The sequence below is a fragment of the Escherichia sp. MOD1-EC6819 genome, from assembly GCF_002965765.1.
GTDB lineage: Bacteria > Pseudomonadota > Gammaproteobacteria > Enterobacterales > Enterobacteriaceae > Escherichia > Escherichia ruysiae.
This window is the reverse complement of sequence record NZ_PTRG01000002.1, coordinates 64069-82553: the sequence shown is the minus strand read 5'-3', so window position 1 is coordinate 82553 and position 18485 is coordinate 64069. Positions and strand designations below refer to the sequence as shown.

Genomic DNA, 18485 nt, shown 5'->3' with positions numbered 1-18485 from the left:
ATTATTTTAAATCGGGTAAGTCGTTGTATAAGCCCTGTTTAATTCCCGCTAATGGAATAAGGTTATTAACCGCAGCGGCATAATTTACTGCGGCAACCCAGCCATCATAACTGGCATTTATTTCAGCAGATTGCGCCTGAAAGACATCTTGCTCGACGGTTAATAGATCATTCAGACTGCGTTTACCTAATTTATATTCATTTTGATACACATCTCGCGTTTTGTGCGCACTTTCGGATTGCGCTAAACCGGCTTCTTCACGACCCCGTGCGCCGGTCCAGTTCGCATATGCCACAGACGCTCGTTGCAGCACATCCAGTTTTGCCTGTTCGACCTGCGAGGCAGAGATTTTTTGTTGCCCTTCGGCCTGTTGCACCTGGGCAGAAACTGCGCCGCCCTGATACAGCGGCGCGTTAACGTTCAGTTGTAACTGGTCGTCCCAGTACGAGCGATCGCTGGTCTGGTAGCGCGTTTTGCCTCCCTGAATACTGAGCGTCGGCCAGTATTGCGCTTTGGTTTTTTCCACGCCGTACTGTGCCGACTGGCGTAAATTTTCTGCCGCCAGCACCAGCGGAATGGACTGGTAATCAATATTTTTTAGCGATACCGGCTGCTCGGCTAATTCCGCAGGTGGCGCGGCTATCGCCTCCGGCTGTACGCCAGTCAGCACCGCCAGTTGCGCTTTGGCGCTCGCCATTTGCGCCTGATATTGCTCCAGCGTCGAGCGCATTCCGGCAATGCGTGTCTGAGCCTGCAATTCATCAGAAGATGAGTTCAGGCCGGCGTTGGCGCGTAGTGCCGCCATGTTGTAGACATTTTCCAGCGAGTGGATATTACGTTGAGCCGCATCGCACAAAGCCTGATAACGGCTAACTTCCATATAGGTGGTCGCCGTTTTCTCTGCGACATCGGTTAGGGTTGCCATCAATTTAAATCGGTAGCTGTCACGAGCGGCAGTTTGCAGTTTGATATCGTTGTTCGTTTTACCAAAGTCATACACCAACTGCGTCAGGGTTATGCCATACGAAACGTTGTTATCAAGCCTGCCGCTGGAGTCCGTTTGTCGGGACGGCCCCGCGTTACCGGTTAAGCCAACGTGCGGATACCAGGCACTTTTGGCTTCATCGATTTGCGCTTCGCCAATACCTATCTGCGCCGCCTGTTGGGTGACGTCGGGGTTTCGCGCAAATGCGCGTAATATACTTTCCTGTAAGGATAAACTGGCAACCGACGTAACCGCAGGGGCGTTAGCCCATTGTGGTAATGGCGCTGCAAGCGCGTTTTCTCCCATCACAATAAAACTTATTAAAAATATCAGGCATTTATTTTTACGGTTTTTTAATTGTAATCGCGCCATAGATAAGTCACTTCCTTCCAGGTCATTATTTTAACTGGTTTTTATAACCAGCCTCATTTTATTTAAGAAGGGTAATAACTTGTGCATCTCTTTCGTTTTTATTCCCCCTATTAAAAGAAATGCAGCTAAAAAGCTTATACGTTATTTATTAAGAATACACTACGAGTTTTAGATTACCATCATCCGCATTGAGAATAATCCATAGTAAGAAGTGATAAGAATCACAGTTTTATCGTGTATATACCATTTTTTTGTGACTTATTTATTAAAAGTATAAGACGGAGGATTTGATTAAGAAAAAAAATAAAGGCGCAGCACAGAAAGCACTGCGCGCAGGTAGATTTTATATGGTTTTATTGCGTTTCATTACCATTGCCACAATAAGGCTTAGTAATAGTGCGCCAATAATCCACATCAGTGCGCTGCTGCCCTGGGACCATAGACTGTAAATAAAACCGATGATTACCAATAGCATGACCATCATACCGACAACGAGGATTGGCAACGAGGCGTGAATATCATGACGCAGACGGATCGCCACCACAAACACCGCAAGGTAGCAGATCAAAAAGGTGGCGCTGGCAACACTGGCCAGGGAACCTAAATTAAGCGCCGCCGTCATCAGCATGATCAACACCACTATGATGATGTTGCCCCACGTACTCTGCCGCCACAGGGATTTATTCATTAGCTTCGGCAGTTCACGCTCGCTGCCCATGTTGTCCATGATATTAAACACCGCAAACAGGTTTGCGTTGATGGCTGATGCCGTCGCCAGCAAAGCACCTATCACCACTATCACATAACCCACATGCCCAAGCAGTGGAGAAGCGGCCTGTGCTACGGCGGTATCGGCATATTTTTCTAACTCTAATGCCGAAACATCACTAAGCAGCACCAGTGCCAGGGAAATATAGAGCAGTGTGGTAACGCCTATCGCCAGCAAAAATGCTCGCGGCATAATGACCGCCGGATCTTTCACTTTATCCGCCGCGTTTGCCATCATGCCAAAGCCCGCATAAGCAAGGAAGGTAATCCCGATACAAGAGAAGAATGCGCCGGAGCTGGGGGGCGCAGAGACGGAAATATGCGCCGGTTGCAGCGACCAGACGCCCGCAATAATCAGCAACAACAGGATCATCATTTTGATGCCGACAAGGATCACTTCCAGTCGCCCTACCGCATGGTTGCTTAAGGAGTTGAACAGCGTCATCAGGGCAATGATCGCCAGCGCGTAGAGCAAAATAAGATGCTCATCCTGGCTGCCCTCATGCAAAAACTGCACAGCATAAGCACCAAAGGCACGGGCAACCATCGCGATACTCACCGCCAGCGTCATCAGGTACAGCAACGAGAGCGCCAGCGAAAAAACACCGTTGCCTAACCCCCGGCGAAAGAAGTCAATAATCCCGCCATTGCTGGGATAACTTGCACCAAGGCGCGCATAGGCATATCCGGAAAACATCGCCACAATGCCGCCAAAAGCAAAAGCGACCCAGGTCGAGGCTTCCATTAGCAACGCCGCTTGCCCCAACAGGGCAAAGATCCCCGCCCCCACCATCGCCCCGATACCTATGGAAACCACATTCCATAGTCCCAGAGGTTTGTCACCGTTATTACCTTCCGTGTTCATCATGATCAGCCCTTAAACACGTTATAGCTGAGTTGTTTAGCGACCGATGCCACCATTTTTTGTCCACGAACACTGTTGCCTTCTTCATCCAACGGTGGCGAGAACGCGGCAATCCCCATCACGCCAGGCACTACCGCCAGAATGCCGCCACCGACGCCGCTTTTGCCGGGTAAGCCAACGCGATACGCCCAGTCACCGGAGCGACCATACAGCCCTTCCATCATCATTTCGGCCAGGATGTACGGCACATTGTCAGCCTGGAGAACGCGTTTTTGGCTTAGCGGATTAACACCGCCCGCCGCCAGTGTCGCGCCAAGCGTAGCCAGCTCAACGGTATTGATAAGCGTGGAGCACTGGCGGGTGTACACATCACAGGCCTCCATCGCATCGCAATAGAGATATCCAGAGGAATACAGCAGCCAGGCAATCGCCCGGTTGTGGAAGTTGGTGGTCTGTTCCGACTGGTTCACTTCCTCAGAAAGCGCCACCTGCTCACCAGCAAGTTGTTGTTGGATGTGTAAAATTCTCTGCCAGCGTTGTTCAGCATTATCGGCTTTGATCAGACTGGTAGTGGCGATAGCGCCTGCATTTACCAGCGGCGACAACGGCTTGCCACCATGAAGTTCTAAGGCAATGACTGAATTAAAAGGTAATCCGGTCGGATCAGCGCCAATTTTGTCCTGCACCGCCTGCGGGCCGACATCTTCCAGCGCGAGGGCTAAAGTACAGACTTTCGAGATGGATTCCAGCGCAAAGCGGTAATCACTATCACCCGCGCGATAGACGTTGCCATCGCAAGTCACAATAGCTACCCCCGCCAGTTGGCTGGGGACATTCGCCAGAAAGGGAATGTAATCGGCATTTTGCCCGCCGCTAAGTGAGTGAAATTGGGCATATGCCTGATCCACTGCCTGCTGTAAATTTTTTGCATCTGACATCTGTTGTTAACTCCTTTTTATAGATGCGGGAGGCTATTCCTCATCCCGATGCCAATTTTCAGGCATCCTGATTTAACTTAGCACCCGCAACTTAACCAAAGGAAAACAAAGAGATAAATGTCTAATCCTGATGCAAATTGAGCCAATCTTTTAATCTCCACCGCGTTTTCATTGCGCTACGAAATAATTTCTTGACCTTCCCCTTGCTGGAAGGTTTACCCTTTATCACAGTCAGTCAAAACTGTCTTAAAGGAGTACGTTATGTCACAAACTATCGACCTGACCCTGGACGGCCTGTCCTGCGGTCACTGCGTTAAACGCGTGAAAGAAAGTCTCGAACAGCGCCCGGACGTTGAGCAGGCAGATGTGTCAATTACTGAAGCGCACGTCACAGGTACTGCCAGCGCGGAACAGCTTATCGAAACCATCAAGCAAGCGGGTTATGACGCATCTGTAAGCCACCCAAAGGCTAAACCGCTGGCGGAGTCATCAATCCCGTCGGAAGCACTGACAGCGGTTTCTGATGAGCTTCCGGCAGCAACCGCCGATGACGACGATAGCCAGCAGTTGCTGTTGAGCGGCATGAGCTGCGCCAGCTGTGTCACCCGCGTACAAAATGCGCTGCAAAGCGTACCGGGCGTCACCCAGGCACGGGTAAACCTGGCGGAGCGCACTGCGCTGGTGATGGGCAGTGCCTCCGCACAAGATTTAGTGCAGGCGGTGGAAAAAGCAGGCTACGGCGCGGAAGCGATTGAAGATGACGCTAAACGCCGTGAGCGCCAGCAGGAAACAGCCGTCGCTACCATGAAACGCTTCCGCTGGCAGGCAATTGTCGCTCTGGCGGTGGGTATCCCGGTAATGGTCTGGGGGATGATCGGCGATAACATGATGGTCACCGCCGACAACCGCAGCCTGTGGCTGGTTATTGGGCTGATAACCCTGGCGGTTATGGTTTTCGCTGGCGGACATTTTTACCGCAGTGCATGGAAGAGCCTGCTCAACGGCGCGGCGACGATGGATACGCTGGTGGCGCTGGGTACTGGCGTGGCATGGCTCTATTCAATGAGCGTTAACCTGTGGCCGCAGTGGTTCCCGATGGAAGCGCGACATCTTTATTACGAAGCCAGCGCGATGATTATCGGTCTGATCAACCTCGGTCATATGCTGGAAGCGCGTGCGCGCCAGCGTTCATCGAAGGCGCTGGAGAAATTACTCGATTTAACCCCGCCGACGGCGCGACTGGTTACTGACGAAGGTGAAAAGAGTGTGCCGCTGGCAGACGTTCAGCCAGGTATGTTGCTGCGCCTGACAACCGGTGACCGTGTGCCGGTGGATGGCGAAATCACTCAGGGCGAAGCGTGGCTGGATGAGGCGATGTTAACGGGCGAACCTATTCCACAGCAAAAAGGCGAAGGCGATAGCGTTCATGCCGGGACAGTGGTACAGGACGGTAGTGTGCTGTTTCGCGCCAGCGCAGTCGGCAGCCATACCACGCTGTCGCGGATCATTCGCATGGTGCGCCAGGCTCAGAGCAGTAAGCCAGAAATCGGTCAACTGGCGGATAAAATCTCTGCCGTGTTTGTGCCGGTGGTAGTGGTGATTGCGTTGATCAGTGCGGCAATCTGGTATTTCTTTGGACCCGCACCGCAAATTGTTTATACCCTGGTGATTGCCACCACGGTGCTGATTATCGCCTGTCCGTGTGCGCTGGGGCTGGCAACGCCGATGTCGATTATTTCCGGCGTCGGGCGCGCGGCAGAATTTGGGGTGCTGGTGCGTGACGCCGATGCGCTGCAACGTGCCAGTACGCTCGACACCGTGGTGTTCGATAAAACCGGGACGCTGACCGAAGGTAAACCACAGGTTGTCGCAGTAAAAACGTTTGCTGATATTGATGAAGCGCAGGCATTGCGTCTGGCGGCGGCACTGGAGCAAGGTTCCAGCCATCCGCTGGCGCGGGCAATCCTCGATAAAGCAGGCGATATCACGCTGCCACAGGTCAATAGCTTCCGTACATTGCGCGGACTGGGGGTAAGTGGCGAAGCGGAAGGCCATTCACTGCTGCTGGGGAATCAGGCTCTGTTAAATGACCAGCAAGTCGATACGAAAGCGATTGAAGCTGATATTTCAGCCCAGGCATCACAAGGCGCAACGCCGGTGTTACTGGCCGTTGATGGCAAAGCGGTGGCTCTGTTGGCGGTACGCGATCCATTGCGTAGCGATAGCGTGGCGGCGCTGCAACGTCTGCATAAAGCGGGATATCGTCTGGTAATGTTAACCGGCGATAACCCAACCACCGCCAATGCGATCGCCAAAGAAGCAGGGATTGATGAAGTGATTGCGGGTGTATTGCCGGATGGTAAAGCCGAAGCGATTAAACGTCTGCAAAGCGAGGGTCGCCAGGTAGCAATGGTGGGCGACGGCATTAACGATGCGCCGGCGCTGGCCCAGGCGGATGTCGGTATTGCAATGGGTGGCGGGAGTGATGTTGCCATTGAAACAGCGGCGATTACCCTGATGCGCCATAGCCTGATGGGAGTTGCAGACGCACTCGCCATCTCCCGCGCGACGCTACGCAATATGAAGCAAAACCTGCTTGGCGCGTTTATCTACAACAGTATCGGTATTCCGGTCGCCGCCGGTATTTTGTGGCCGTTCACCGGAACACTGCTTAACCCGGTGGTCGCCGGAGCGGCAATGGCGCTCTCGTCGATTACGGTGGTGAGTAACGCTAACCGATTGCTGCGGTTTAAACCGAAGGAATAAGTATGTCATTGCGGATGCGCTGCTTTAGGGTGGCGCATCCGTTATAGGGAAATGATTCTACGCGACCTTTTTTGCACGCTCTTCACGGCGTGCCAAATATTCAGCCACTGTTTCAATCCGTCCCAATTCTTCCTGGGTGCGCATGTTGTTTTCAACTTCCCAAAGATCAACTGCCGCCTGGAGGTTTAGCCAAAAATCGACTGTGGTATCAAAAACTTTCGCCAGACGAAATGCCATATCAGTGGTGAGTTTACGATTATTATTGATCAGTGCACTGACGCTATTACGATGAACATGCAGCAACTCTGCTAACTCATTGATTTTCAAATCGAGCGGTTCCAGATATTCATAGAGAAGAATATCTCCGGGTGTCGTCGGTTTTCTTGTTGCCTGTTTCATGGTTTTACCTTTCTCGTCAATACGACAGCTATGTTTTAGTAGTTGTGTGGATCTAAAAACAATTCTTCGGCCTTGCCATTAACCCATTTAAATATCAGTCGGTACTGTTTATTCACTCTAATGGAGGAGTATTCCTGCAATTTCCCCGATAACTCTTCGTACCGGTTCCCTGGTGGGGAACGTAAATCCCGATGGGAAGTGGCAGCATTAATGATGTCCAATTTTCTTGATAACGCGTTATGGATTTCAGCAGGGATCTTTCGATGTGGCGTTGAGTGGACAAAAAAATCAGCCAGCCAGGCATCACGAAAACTCCTTATGTTGATTTTTTGAGCCATTCCATTCTCATCTCCTTGTCCATTATTTAATCATTATAATGCACACAAGCACTGTGCACAAGTGCAACAATCAACTCCATTTGCGCCATCCCTCCCCGCGCGCTAGCATGATATTTCACAAAGGGAGGTCGTATGGATCTGTTGTACCGGGTAAAAACACTTTGGGCCGCGCTGCGCGGTAATCATTACACCTGGCCTGCCATCGATATCTCCCTCCCCGGCAATCGCCATTTTCATCTGATTGGCAGTATTCATATGGGTAGCCACGATATGGCTCCTCTACCCGCCCGTTTGCTTAAAAAGCTCAAACAAGCCGATGCGCTGATTGTCGAGGCAGATGTTTCCACCAGCGATACGCCTTTTGCTAATTTGCCTGCCTGCGAGGCGCTGGAAGAGCGCATCAGCGAAGAACAATTACAAAATCTGCAGCACATCAGCCAGGAAATGGGCATTTCTCCGTCGCTCTTTTCTACCCAACCACTGTGGCAAATCGCGATGGTTCTCCAGGCGACGCAGGCGCAAAAACTGGGGCTGCGGGCAGAATATGGTATCGATTACCAGCTATTGCAGGCGGCGAAACAACAACATAAGCCCGTGATTGAACTGGAAGGGGCAGAAAATCAGATTGCCATGTTGCTCCAGCTCCCCGACAAAGGACTGGCGCTGCTGGACGATACGCTGACCCACTGGCATACCAACGCACGGCTACTACAACAAATGATGAGCTGGTGGCTGAATGCGCCGCCACAAAATAATGAAATAACGCTGCCCAATACGTTCAGCCAGTCGCTGTACGACGTGTTGATGCATCAGCGAAATCTTGCCTGGCGGGATAAATTACGGGCCATGCCACCGGGGCGCTATGTGGTCGCGGTCGGTGCGTTACATCTGTATGGAGAAGGGAATTTGCCACAAATGTTGCGCTAAAAAAAATGGCCAATATCGCTATTGGCCCGTCAAAGAGGAATTTCATATTTTTATTATTATGCCGTCACTTTAAGCGACGGTGTAACTCGATTGTCGCTCAATCTCACCATCCTGCCAATACTATTAGGCAAGATGACTCTTTTTTTTGAGCCGCCATCAGGCGTATGCTTTCTCCGTTTTTTTGTTTAAGGCAGGAAAATTACGATGACACCCGCAGTTAAATTACTCGAAAAAAACAAAATTTCATTCCAGATTCATACCTACGATCACGATCCGGCTGAAACCAACTTTGGCGATGAAGTGGTCAAAAAATTAGGCTTGAATGCAGATCAGGTCTACAAAACGCTGCTGGTCGCAGTGAACGGCGATATGAAACATCTGGCGGTGGCCGTTACGCCGGTCGCCGGTCAACTGGATCTTAAAAAGGTGGCAAAGGCGCTGGGTGCCAAAAAGGTAGAGATGGCCGATCCGATGGTGGCACAGCGTTCGACGGGATATTTAGTTGGGGGAATTAGCCCACTAGGACAGAAAAAACGTCTGCCGACGATTATTGATGCCCCCGCGCAAGAATTTGCCACTATTTATGTTTCCGGTGGCAAGCGCGGACTGGATATTGAACTTGCGGCAGGCGATCTGGCGAAGATCCTCGATGCGAAATTTGCCGATATCGCCCGCCGGGATTAAGCATTGTGCCGGATGCAAACATCCGGCACTTTCAGATTACTGCCAGCTCACCTCACCTTTCGGCTCATACGCGCTCGCATCCAGCGGCGAGTTTTTCTGGATATAGTCTTTCAGCACTTCAGCATCTATAAAGCCGGTATTGACATAGCCCGGTTTGTTATCAAGGCGCGGATAACCATCACCGCCGGTGGCATTGAAGTTTAACGTCGCCATGCGGTAAGTTTTTGCCGGATCGACCGGTTCGCCTTTGATTTTCAGGTCGTTAAGTTTGCCATCTTTCGCCACAAAGCTGACGTTGGCAAATTGCGGATAGGCACCGGAATCCGGCTTCATTTGTGCAACGGCGGTCAGGTAATCAATCACCTCCTTACCGCTCATGTCGGCATACACCACCACATTGCCGAACGGCTGCACTTTCAGCACGTTTTTATAACTGATGTTACCCGCGTCGATGGAGTCACGAATTCCGCCTCCGCTCATCACCGCAAAGTCGGCTCCGGTGCGATCCATTTGTGCTGCCAGAATCAACCGTCCCATATTGGTCTGTACGAAACGAACTTTGCTGCGGTCGCCTTCAAGACGGTCACTAACCTCACCAATTTTCACTTCCAGCTGTGCTTTGCCTTTGTTCTGGAACGGTGATAACAGCGAGATCATTTGCTGGTTTTCGGCGATTTCCGGGGTGTACAGCACGCGTTCGCTTTTTCCGTCTTCCCAGGTCACTTTTTTCTTCAGGTTCACCGGAATCAACTGGTAATTGACCATTTTCATTTCGCCATTGCGAAACTCAAAATCGGCTCGTCCCACATACTTGCCCCACTCATGCGCCTGGACAATCCAGATGCCGTTTTGTTGATCCGGCTTGCAAGGTGTACCCGGCACATAATCGACCTGTTTTTTATTTTCTGCTGCCATGCAGACCGGATCTTGCGAGTGACCGCCGACAATCATCGCCAACGATCCGGCAGGCAGGCTGCGCGCCATCTCTACATCGCCCGGTGCGTTTGAACCGTGTTCACCATTGTCGTAATGCCCCATATGCGTGGCTGCAATAATAATGTCCGGCTTTTCTGTCTGTTGCAGTTCCTGAATCACCAGCTTCGCTTCGTCGGCAGGTTTACGAAATTCAATGTCGGTGAAATATTCCGGGTTACCAATTTTCGCCGTGTCATCGGTCGTCAGACCAATTACCGCGATTTTCAGATCCTGACGCTTAAACAACGCCCAGGGTTTAAACAAACGCTCGCCGGTACTTTTTTGATAGATATTGGCGGAGAGCAACGGGAACTTTGCCCATTTTTCCTGCTGACGTAATACGGTGAGCGGGTTATCAAATTCATGATTACCGATTGCCATCGCGTCATAACCCACCAGATTCATGCCGCGAAAATCCGGTTCGGCGTCCTGTAAATCAGACTCTGGAACACCAGTGTTAATGTCACCTCCAGAAAGTAACAGCACGCTACCGCCTTCAGCCGCGACTTCTTTGCGGATACCATCCACCAGCGTTTTTTGCGCCGCCAGACCATATTCGCCATATTCATTACGCCAGAAATGACTGTGGTGGTCGTTGGTATGAAGTACCGTAATTTTGTAGGTTTTATCCTGCTCATAAGCTTGGGCGGTTTCACTCGCCAGTGTAAATGCGGCTAATAGTGCTAATGCCACACCCCGCTGCAAAAACTTCATATTTCTCTCTCCCTGACCAGATATCAACGTGTTGAAAATTAGTATGACGCGACATAATAGACAAGTCTGTGTTCGGTGATGGTAAATCTACATACAAAAATGGAAATTCTGTATTAAGCATTGAGACTTCCTTCAGACAGCGCATACAGGTATGTTAGTCGGGTAATAATCACAAATAAGATCATTCTTTACATCGCAACTCTGAAAAAGTGACTTTCCTATGGCAATGAGTGAACAAACCCAGCCTGCGGCGGGCGCGGCTGCATCGACCACTAAGGCTCGTACATCATTTGGTATTTTAGGCGCAATTAGCCTCTCGCATCTGCTGAACGACATGATCCAATCGCTGATTCTGGCGATTTATCCTCTGCTCCAGTCTGAATTTTCTCTGACATTTATGCAGATTGGGATGATTACCCTCACCTTTCAGCTCGCTTCTTCGCTGCTGCAACCGGTAGTCGGCTACTGGACAGATAAATACCCAATGCCGTGGTCATTACCGATTGGCATGTGCTTTACCATGAGCGGCCTGATACTGCTGGCGCTGGCGGGTAGTTTTGGCACGGTTCTGCTGGCGGCGGCGCTGGTCGGTACGGGTTCGTCGGTCTTTCACCCGGAATCTTCCCGCGTGGCGCGTATGGCGTCTGGTGGACGTCATGGCCTGGCGCAATCTATCTTCCAGGTAGGCGGTAACTTTGGTAGTTCGTTGGGGCCATTGCTGGCGGCGGTGATCATCGCCCCTTACGGCAAAGGCAACGTTGCATGGTTTGTGCTGGCGGCGTTGCTGGCTATCGTGGTACTGGCGCAAATCAGCCGTTGGTACTCTGCACAGCATCGGATGAGTAAAGGCAAACCGAAAGCAATAATAATCAATCCACTGCCGCGTAATAAGGTCGTGCTGGCTGTTTGTGTGCTGTTAGTGCTGATTTTCTCGAAATATTTCTATATGGCGAGCATCAGCAGCTATTACACCTTTTATCTGATGCAAAAATTCGGATTATCTATCCAGAATGCCCAGCTTCATCTGTTTGCCTTCCTGTTTGCCGTCGCGGCGGGTACGGTGATTGGCGGGCCTGTCGGGGATAAAATCGGTCGAAAATATGTAATTTGGGGCTCTATCCTCGGCGTTGCGCCATTTACCTTGATTTTACCCTACGCCAGCCTGTACTGGACGGGGGTTTTAACGGTGATTATTGGATTTATCCTCGCCTCGGCGTTTTCCGCCATTCTGGTCTACGCTCAGGAGCTACTTCCGGGACGTATCGGCATGGTTTCTGGACTGTTTTTCGGTTTTGCTTTCGGTATGGGGGGGCTGGGCGCTGCGGTTCTGGGGCTTATCGCCGATCATACCAGTATCGAGTTAGTTTATAAAATCTGTGCTTTCCTTCCACTTCTTGGTATGTTGACCATATTCCTGCCTGATAACCGGCATAAATCCTGATTTCCATGCAGCCAAAGGTAAACTTTGGCTGCTTCATTTTGCAGTAGCCATAAGCCTTTCCTCTTCATACACCTTATCACTTTTCCGATCCGTGCCTTTTTTGCGGTTAATTCCATTTTTCTGCAAAATTCAACAATTATTCATAAACATCAACCATGAAATTGTCATAAACTATTACCTGTAATTTTGGTTTTCCCAGCCAAAAATGGACAACAACCACCAGGAACAGGAGACGGAATGCATCACGCCACCCCGCTTATCACCACCATTGTTGGCGGCCTTGTGCTCGCTTTTATCCTCGGCATGATTGCTAATAAACTGCGTATTTCTCCTCTGGTGGGATATCTGTTAGCGGGCGTGCTGGCAGGGCCATTCACTCCAGGGTTTGTTGCCGATACCAAGCTGGCGCCGGAACTGGCGGAGCTGGGCGTTATTTTGCTGATGTTCGGCGTCGGTTTGCATTTTTCGCTCAAGGATTTGATGGCGGTAAAGTCCATTGCCATTCCCGGCGCGATCGCCCAGATAGCCGTGGCGACGCTGCTGGGTATGGCGCTCTCTGCCGTGCTGGGCTGGTCGTTAATGACCGGTATCGTGTTCGGTTTATGTCTTTCCACCGCCAGTACCGTGGTGTTACTGCGCGCACTTGAAGAACGGCAATTAATAGACAGTCAGCGTGGGCAAATCGCCATCGGCTGGTTGATTGTGGAAGATTTGGTGATGGTTCTGACGCTGGTGTTGCTGCCCGCAGTGGCAGGGATGCTGGAACAGGGCGATGTGGGCTTCGCGACGCTGGCGGTTGATATGGGGATCACCATCGGCAAGGTGGTAGCATTTATCGCCATAATGATGTTAGTGGGTCGCCGTCTGGTGCCGTGGATTATGGCACGCAGCGCGGCAACCGGTTCGCGTGAACTGTTTACCCTGTCGGTGCTGGCACTGGCGTTAGGCATTGCTTTTGGTGCGGTAGAACTGTTTGACGTCTCCTTTGCGCTCGGTGCATTCTTCGCCGGGATGGTGCTGAATGAATCCGAACTTAGCCACCGCGCCGCACACGATACGCTGCCATTGCGCGACGCCTTTGCGGTGCTGTTTTTTGTCTCCGTCGGGATGTTATTTGATCCGTTAATTCTGATTCAGCAACCGCTGGCAGTGCTGGCAACGCTGGCAATTATTCTGTTTGGTAAATCTGTCGCGGCACTGTTCCTCGTCCGGCTGTTTGGTCACTCCCAGCGCACGGCGTTAACCATCGCCGCCAGCCTCGCGCAGATTGGTGAGTTCGCGTTTATCCTGGCGGGACTGGGAATGGCATTGAATTTACTGCCGCAGGCCGGACAAAACCTGGTACTGGCAGGCGCGATCCTGTCGATTATGCTCAACCCGGTGCTGTTCGCGCTGCTGGAGAAATATCTGGCAAAAACCGAAACGCTGGAAGAACAGACGCTGGAAGAAGCAATCGAAGAAGAGAAGCAGATCCCGGTGGATATTTGCAACCATGCGCTACTGGTGGGCTACGGTCGTGTAGGCAGTCTGCTGGGGGAGAAATTACTCGCCTCTGATATTCCGTTAGTGGTGATTGAAACATCACGAACCCGCGTCGATGAACTGCGTGAGCGCGGCGTTCGCGCGGTACTGGGCAACGCGGCGAATGAAGAGATCATGCAACTGGCGCATCTGGAGTGCGCGAAATGGCTGATTCTGACCATTCCTAACGGTTACGAAGCTGGCGAGATTGTGGCCTCTGCTCGCGCCAAAAACCCGGATATTGAGATTATCGCCCGCGCCCATTATGACGATGAGGTGGCGTATATCACCGAACGTGGCGCGAATCAGGTAGTGATGGGTGAACGTGAAATCGCCCGTACTATGCTGGAACTGCTGGAAACGCCACCGGCGGGTGAAGTGGTGACGGGGTAATACATTGACGCCATTGCCGGATGCGATGCTGCCGCATCTTATCCGGCCCACAGGTGCCATCTTCCGTAGGTCGGATAAGGCGTTTACGCCGCATCCGACTGTCATTGGTTCAATGGCTTAACGATCCCAGTAAGACTCTTCCAGGCTGTCTTCTCGCTCCGGCAGACCGCGCGTTAAACGTGGTGAATGCTGGTTCAGTACCTGATAGCTCACACGGTTAGCATATTTACACACCTGCGCTAACGACGAATAAGTCAGCCAGGTGAATTTATGCTTGCTGGAATTTGGCACGTTAGTGCGGTGATAGCTATTGGCGGTAATGTCATGCAACAGCGCCGCCAGCGCCCCATCACCGGCACCGTTAGTGTTCATGATTTTTTCTGGCCCGCCCATATACGGCGCAATGTGCGAATAGACGCGCAGCGGATTCTGGCAATCTTTGTGGCGCATGGCGCGGCTAAACTCATACTGGTTAAATTCCGCGATAGCGCCCGGCAACAGCGGATGCTGGGTTTTGCGTTTCGCTTCGTCTTCCGTAAAGCCCGCCATATACAAGCCGATTGGCCCGGCGGTGCACAGCACCAGATCAACCCAGTCCAGCGCCTTATCAGATGCCAGCAGCGGATCGCTCTCTCCGGTCAACGCTTCAGCTTCTTCTTCGTTCATCGCAAGGATGGAGACATGTTCTTTGAGGAATTGCTGCCACCATTGCGGATTCTCGGCGATGACAAATTTAGTGCCCAGCGTCAGCACCACCGGTACGTTATATTTCTTCGCATACTCAATGGCTTTCATGGTCGCTTCCGGCATCGGTTCACCCGGCTTGCAACGCACCAGATAGGACGTTAATACCAGAGCCGACGCTCCGGCGATAACATCTTCCGGAATGCTTTCTGCCCGTAACTGGTTCATATGACCTGGACTGATAGCAAAGGTACGTTCGCCAGACTCGCCAATCAGCGTAAAGCAACGACCAATCGGGCCATCCACACCCTGCAGATAGTTAAGATCGGTACGGCTGGATGTATTGCACAAGTAACGATAGGCGTAGCTGCCAATTTCAATATTGCTGCACATCACGCCCAGCAGCACCGAACGGTCGTCTGCCAGTACAGAATAGTTGTGCATGGTATTGCCAATAGTGCCACCTGCAAACTGATGAGTAATCAGGTTTTTCTGTTTCAGCTCCTGATAAAGTGCTTCAGCAACATCATCTTCAATGACCAGTGAATGCCCGGCGCTTAATCCATAACGTTCAATAAAATCGTCTTCCACTTTGGCTTCAATATCCACCAGCGTCTGGTCGATACCGACCACCCAGGCTGCGCTGGTTTCGTTTTCTGGTTGGATTTGCTGCAACAGCGGATCGCGTGCATTTACGGGGAAGTAATGTTTGGATTTACGTTTGCCGGGAAATTTCATGGTTGTTTTTACGGGTGGTTAACTGAGCGGCGAATGTTAACACAATCATGCCTGAACGCGCGAGACGCAGGCAGTTTCAATATCAGCCGACGGGATCGCATTTTCATGGGAGATGTTCCTTACAATGGTGCCATTTGAAAGGAGTTTTTGCATGAAGCCGGAAAACAAACTACCCGTGCTGGAGCTAATCTCTGCCGAAATGAAGGCGGTTGTTAACACTCATCAGCCCGATTTACCGCCCTGGCCCGCAACGGGAACGATTGCCGAACAACGCCAGCATTACACGCTTGAGCGCCGATTCTGGAACGCTGGCGCTCCAGAAATGGAAACCAGAGCTTACGCGGTTCCGACAAAATATGGTCAGGTAGAAGCACGGCAATTTTGTCCGAACCCGGATAGTCCGGCGACGCTGTTTTATCTACATGGCGGCGGTTTTATTCTCGGCAATCTCGATACCCACGATCGCATTATGCGTCTGCTGGCAAAGTACACCCAGTGTACGGTGATTGGCATTGATTACACCCTTTCGCCAGAAGCGCGTTTTCCGCAAGCGATAGAGGAAATCGTGGCGTCTTGTTGTCACTTCCACCAGCAGGCGGGCGATTATCAGATCAATATGTCACGCATTGGTTTTGCCGGTGATTCCGCTGGCGCCATGCTGGCGCTCGCCAGTGCTTTATGGTTGCGTGATAAGCAGATCGATTGCGGCAAAGTTGTGGGTGTTTTGCTGTGGTATGGGCTTTACGGATTACGCGATTCCGTGACTCGTCGTCTGTTGGGGGGGGACTGGGATGGCTTAACGCAACAGGATTTGCAGATGTATGAAGAGGCGTATTTAAGCAACGACGCGGACCGCGAGTCGCCGTATTACTGTCTGTTTAATAATGATCTCACTCGCGAAGTTCCGCCCTGTTTTATTGCCGGGGCGGAGTTCGATCCGCTGCTGGATGACAGCCGTCTGCTTTACCAGACGTTAGCGGCGCATCAGCAGCCCTGTGAGTTCAAACTCTACCCAGGCACGCTGCACGCCTTTTTGCATTATTCACGGATGATGAAAACCGCCGACGATGCTCTTCGCGACGGCGCTCAATTCTTTACCGCTCAGCTTTAGCGATACGCGGCAACAAGATTAGCCATCATTTCGATATGTTCCGGTGTGGCATTAAGCGCCGGAATATATTCATATTTTTTTCCGCCTGCACCGAGGAAGACTTCACGGTTTTGCTCGGCAATCTCTTCCAGTGTTTCCAGACAATCCGCAGCAAAGCCCGGACACATCACCTGAATATGGCCGACACCTTTTTCTCCCAGCATTTTCAGCGTTTCGTCGGTATAAGGCATCAACCAGGGTTCCCGACCAAAGCGCGACTGGAAAGTCATCATCACTTTTTCCGGTGCCATTCCCAGCGCAGACGCCAGTTCACGAGTCGTTGTGCGACAACGTTGCGGATAATCATCGCCTTCATCCGCATAACGTTGCGGAATGCCATGATAAGAAAGCAACAGCAGATCCGGTTCGCCATGTTTAGCGAAAGAGGCGCGAACGCTATTCGCCAGCGCATTAATGTAATCGTGGTTATCGGCGTAATCACGAATAAACGATATCCCCGGAATGCTACGTTTGCGCGCCAGAATGCGAGCCAGTTCATCCCACACCGCACCGACCGTTGAACAGGAGTATTGCGGGTAGAGCGGCAGTACCACGATATGATCAACATGTTCAGCCAGTAGTTCATCTACGGCGCTTTCCAGCGATGGCGTGCCGTAGCTCATTCCCAGCGCCACGGGCGTCTCCGGTAAACGTTGTGCCAGCGCCTGTTGTTGCTGGCGGCTGTAAACCATCAGCGGCGAGCCACCTTCCATCCAGACAGAGGCATACAGCTTCGCCACACGCGGCGAGCGCAGCGGCAAAATCACGCCGCGCAGCAATGGCCACCACAACAGCCGTGAAGTATCGACTACGCGTCTGTCGCTTAAAAATTGTTTCAGGTAGCGTTTTACCGCTTCAGGTGTGGGGGCATCGGGTGTGCCCAGGTTTGCCAGCAGGATACCGGTTTTTGTCTGACGCATTACCGCCTCTTATCGATTCAACTTGTTGATAATTGTAGCGGAAAAGTGAGGAAGAAGAACTAATTGCTGTGAGAGGTCAAATCAGAAAAAGGAATAACGCAGATTGAGGTTTTTGTAAAAGGCCGAATGAAAATCCGGCCTGAGATTGCTGATAAGTTTGCTTGTGCAAGCCTGTTCCCCTCACCCTCTCCCCGAGGGCAAGGGGACTATCCGTGCGCGCTTTCGAATTAACCGAGGATTTTTTCCAGAGCCGCGCGAACTTCAGCAACCGGTTTGGTGCCGTCGACTTTTGCGTATTTGGTGTTGCCCGCTTCCGCTTCTTTAGAGTAGTAGCCAATCAGCGGCGCAGTCATCTGATGGTATTCAACCAGACGTTTACGCACGGTTTCTTCCTGATCGTCTTTACGGGTAGTCAGTTCTTCACCGGTAACGTCGTCTTTGCCTTCTACTTTCGGCGGATTGAATTTAACGTGATAAACACGACCAGACGGCGCATGAACGCGGCGACCGACAATACGGTCAACGATCAGTTCGTCCGGTACGTCGAATTCCAGAACGTAATCAACATTAATGCCCGCTTCTTTCATCGCGTCTGCCTGCGGAATGGTACGCGGGAAGCCGTCCAACAGGAAACCATTACGGCAGTCTTCCTGAGCAATGCGCTCTTTAACCAGCGCGATCACCAGTTCGTCGGTGACCAGTTTGCCAGCATCCATAATGTCTTTTGCTTGTTTACCCAGCTCGGAGCCAGATTTGACCGCAGCACGCAGCATATCGCCAGTGGAGATTTGCGGAATACCATATTTCTCCATGATGAACTGAGCCTGAGTCCCTTTCCCCGCGCCCGGAGCGCCAAGCAGAATGATACGCATTGCGAAAATCCCCTTAAAATGTGTCGAATTTTTTG

Annotated in this window: 15 protein-coding genes; 6 read left to right on the top strand and 9 right to left on the bottom strand. The window is 51.5% G+C overall.

All coding sequences use genetic code 11. The annotated features are described in order from the left end of the window. Position 1 precedes the first annotated feature (1 nt). From A7Z06_RS02975 to glsA, 3 genes are all read right to left on the bottom strand, one after another. The gene (locus tag A7Z06_RS02975) at positions 2 to 1357 is read right to left on the bottom strand and encodes a TolC family outer membrane protein (protein ID WP_000113318.1); all 1356 of its coding nucleotides are present in this window, start codon (positions 1355 to 1357) and stop codon (positions 2 to 4) included. Between the two features lie 343 nt (positions 1358 to 1700). Beyond that, on the bottom strand, positions 1701 to 2993 hold the full coding sequence (locus A7Z06_RS02970) for an APC family permease (RefSeq protein ID WP_000982146.1): 1293 nt from the start codon (positions 2991 to 2993) through the stop codon (positions 1701 to 1703). A 2-nt stretch (positions 2994 to 2995) separates the two neighbouring features. Beyond that, positions 2996 to 3928 carry a glutaminase A gene (gene glsA, locus A7Z06_RS02965; protein WP_001278186.1) on the bottom strand — a complete coding sequence of 311 codons (933 nt, stop codon included), beginning with the start codon at positions 3926 to 3928 and terminating at the stop codon, positions 2996 to 2998. A gap of 261 nt (positions 3929 to 4189) precedes the next feature. Here glsA and copA point away from each other — a divergent pair, with 261 nt between their 5' ends. Further along, complete coding sequence (gene copA / locus A7Z06_RS02960; RefSeq protein ID WP_000083930.1) at positions 4190 to 6694, top strand: copper-exporting P-type ATPase CopA; 2505 nt, start codon at positions 4190 to 4192, stop codon at positions 6692 to 6694. A 57-nt stretch (positions 6695 to 6751) separates the two neighbouring features. Here the strand turns inward: copA and A7Z06_RS02955 are convergent, their stop codons facing one another. Next, on the bottom strand, positions 6752 to 7093 hold the full coding sequence (locus tag A7Z06_RS02955) for a HigA family addiction module antitoxin (protein WP_000806439.1): 342 nt from the start codon (positions 7091 to 7093) through the stop codon (positions 6752 to 6754). A 35-nt stretch (positions 7094 to 7128) separates the two neighbouring features. Further along, entirely contained in the window at positions 7129 to 7431 is a 303-nt protein-coding gene (locus A7Z06_RS02950) for a type II toxin-antitoxin system RelE/ParE family toxin (protein ID WP_000057517.1), read from the bottom strand. A gap of 132 nt (positions 7432 to 7563) precedes the next feature. On the opposite strand from A7Z06_RS02950, the gene A7Z06_RS02945 reads away from it, so the two are divergent. Both A7Z06_RS02945 and ybaK read left to right on the top strand, forming a co-directional pair. Continuing rightward, the gene (locus A7Z06_RS02945) at positions 7564 to 8358 is read left to right on the top strand and encodes a TraB/GumN family protein (protein ID WP_000365146.1); all 795 of its coding nucleotides are present in this window, start codon (positions 7564 to 7566) and stop codon (positions 8356 to 8358) included. Between the two features lie 204 nt (positions 8359 to 8562). Next, positions 8563 to 9042 carry a Cys-tRNA(Pro)/Cys-tRNA(Cys) deacylase YbaK gene (gene ybaK / locus A7Z06_RS02940; RefSeq protein WP_000186623.1) on the top strand — a complete coding sequence of 160 codons (480 nt, stop codon included), beginning with the start codon at positions 8563 to 8565 and terminating at the stop codon, positions 9040 to 9042. Between the two features lie 36 nt (positions 9043 to 9078). Here the strand turns inward: ybaK and ushA are convergent, their stop codons facing one another. Then, complete coding sequence (ushA, locus tag A7Z06_RS02935) at positions 9079 to 10731, bottom strand: bifunctional UDP-sugar hydrolase/5'-nucleotidase (RefSeq protein WP_105279335.1); 1653 nt, start codon at positions 10729 to 10731, stop codon at positions 9079 to 9081. Positions 10732 to 10951: 220 nt separating this feature from the next. On the opposite strand from ushA, the gene fsr reads away from it, so the two are divergent. Continuing rightward, entirely contained in the window at positions 10952 to 12172 is a 1221-nt protein-coding gene (fsr, locus tag A7Z06_RS02925) for a fosmidomycin MFS transporter (protein ID WP_001251623.1), read from the top strand. A gap of 237 nt (positions 12173 to 12409) precedes the next feature. Further along, positions 12410 to 14086: a YbaL family putative K(+) efflux transporter gene (gene ybaL / locus A7Z06_RS02920; protein WP_000546195.1), complete on the top strand. Its 1677-nt coding sequence runs from the start codon at positions 12410 to 12412 to the stop codon at positions 14084 to 14086. Between the two features lie 117 nt (positions 14087 to 14203). On the opposite strand, the gene gsk is transcribed toward ybaL, so the two are convergent. Then, positions 14204 to 15508, bottom strand: a complete 1305-nt coding sequence (gene gsk / locus A7Z06_RS02915) for an inosine/guanosine kinase (RefSeq protein ID WP_000671589.1) — start codon at positions 15506 to 15508, stop codon at positions 14204 to 14206. A 151-nt stretch (positions 15509 to 15659) separates the two neighbouring features. On the opposite strand from gsk, the gene aes reads away from it, so the two are divergent. After that, positions 15660 to 16619: an acetyl esterase gene (aes, locus tag A7Z06_RS02910; RefSeq protein ID WP_000801857.1), complete on the top strand. Its 960-nt coding sequence runs from the start codon at positions 15660 to 15662 to the stop codon at positions 16617 to 16619. On the opposite strand, the gene hemH is transcribed toward aes, so the two are convergent. Both hemH and adk read right to left on the bottom strand, forming a co-directional pair. Further along, complete coding sequence (gene hemH / locus A7Z06_RS02905) at positions 16616 to 17578, bottom strand: ferrochelatase (protein WP_001250121.1); 963 nt, start codon at positions 17576 to 17578, stop codon at positions 16616 to 16618. The genes aes and hemH overlap by 4 nt on opposite strands. A gap of 227 nt (positions 17579 to 17805) precedes the next feature. After that, positions 17806 to 18450: an adenylate kinase gene (gene adk / locus A7Z06_RS02900; RefSeq protein WP_001313630.1), complete on the bottom strand. Its 645-nt coding sequence runs from the start codon at positions 18448 to 18450 to the stop codon at positions 17806 to 17808. Between the last annotated feature and the right edge of the window lie 35 nt (positions 18451 to 18485).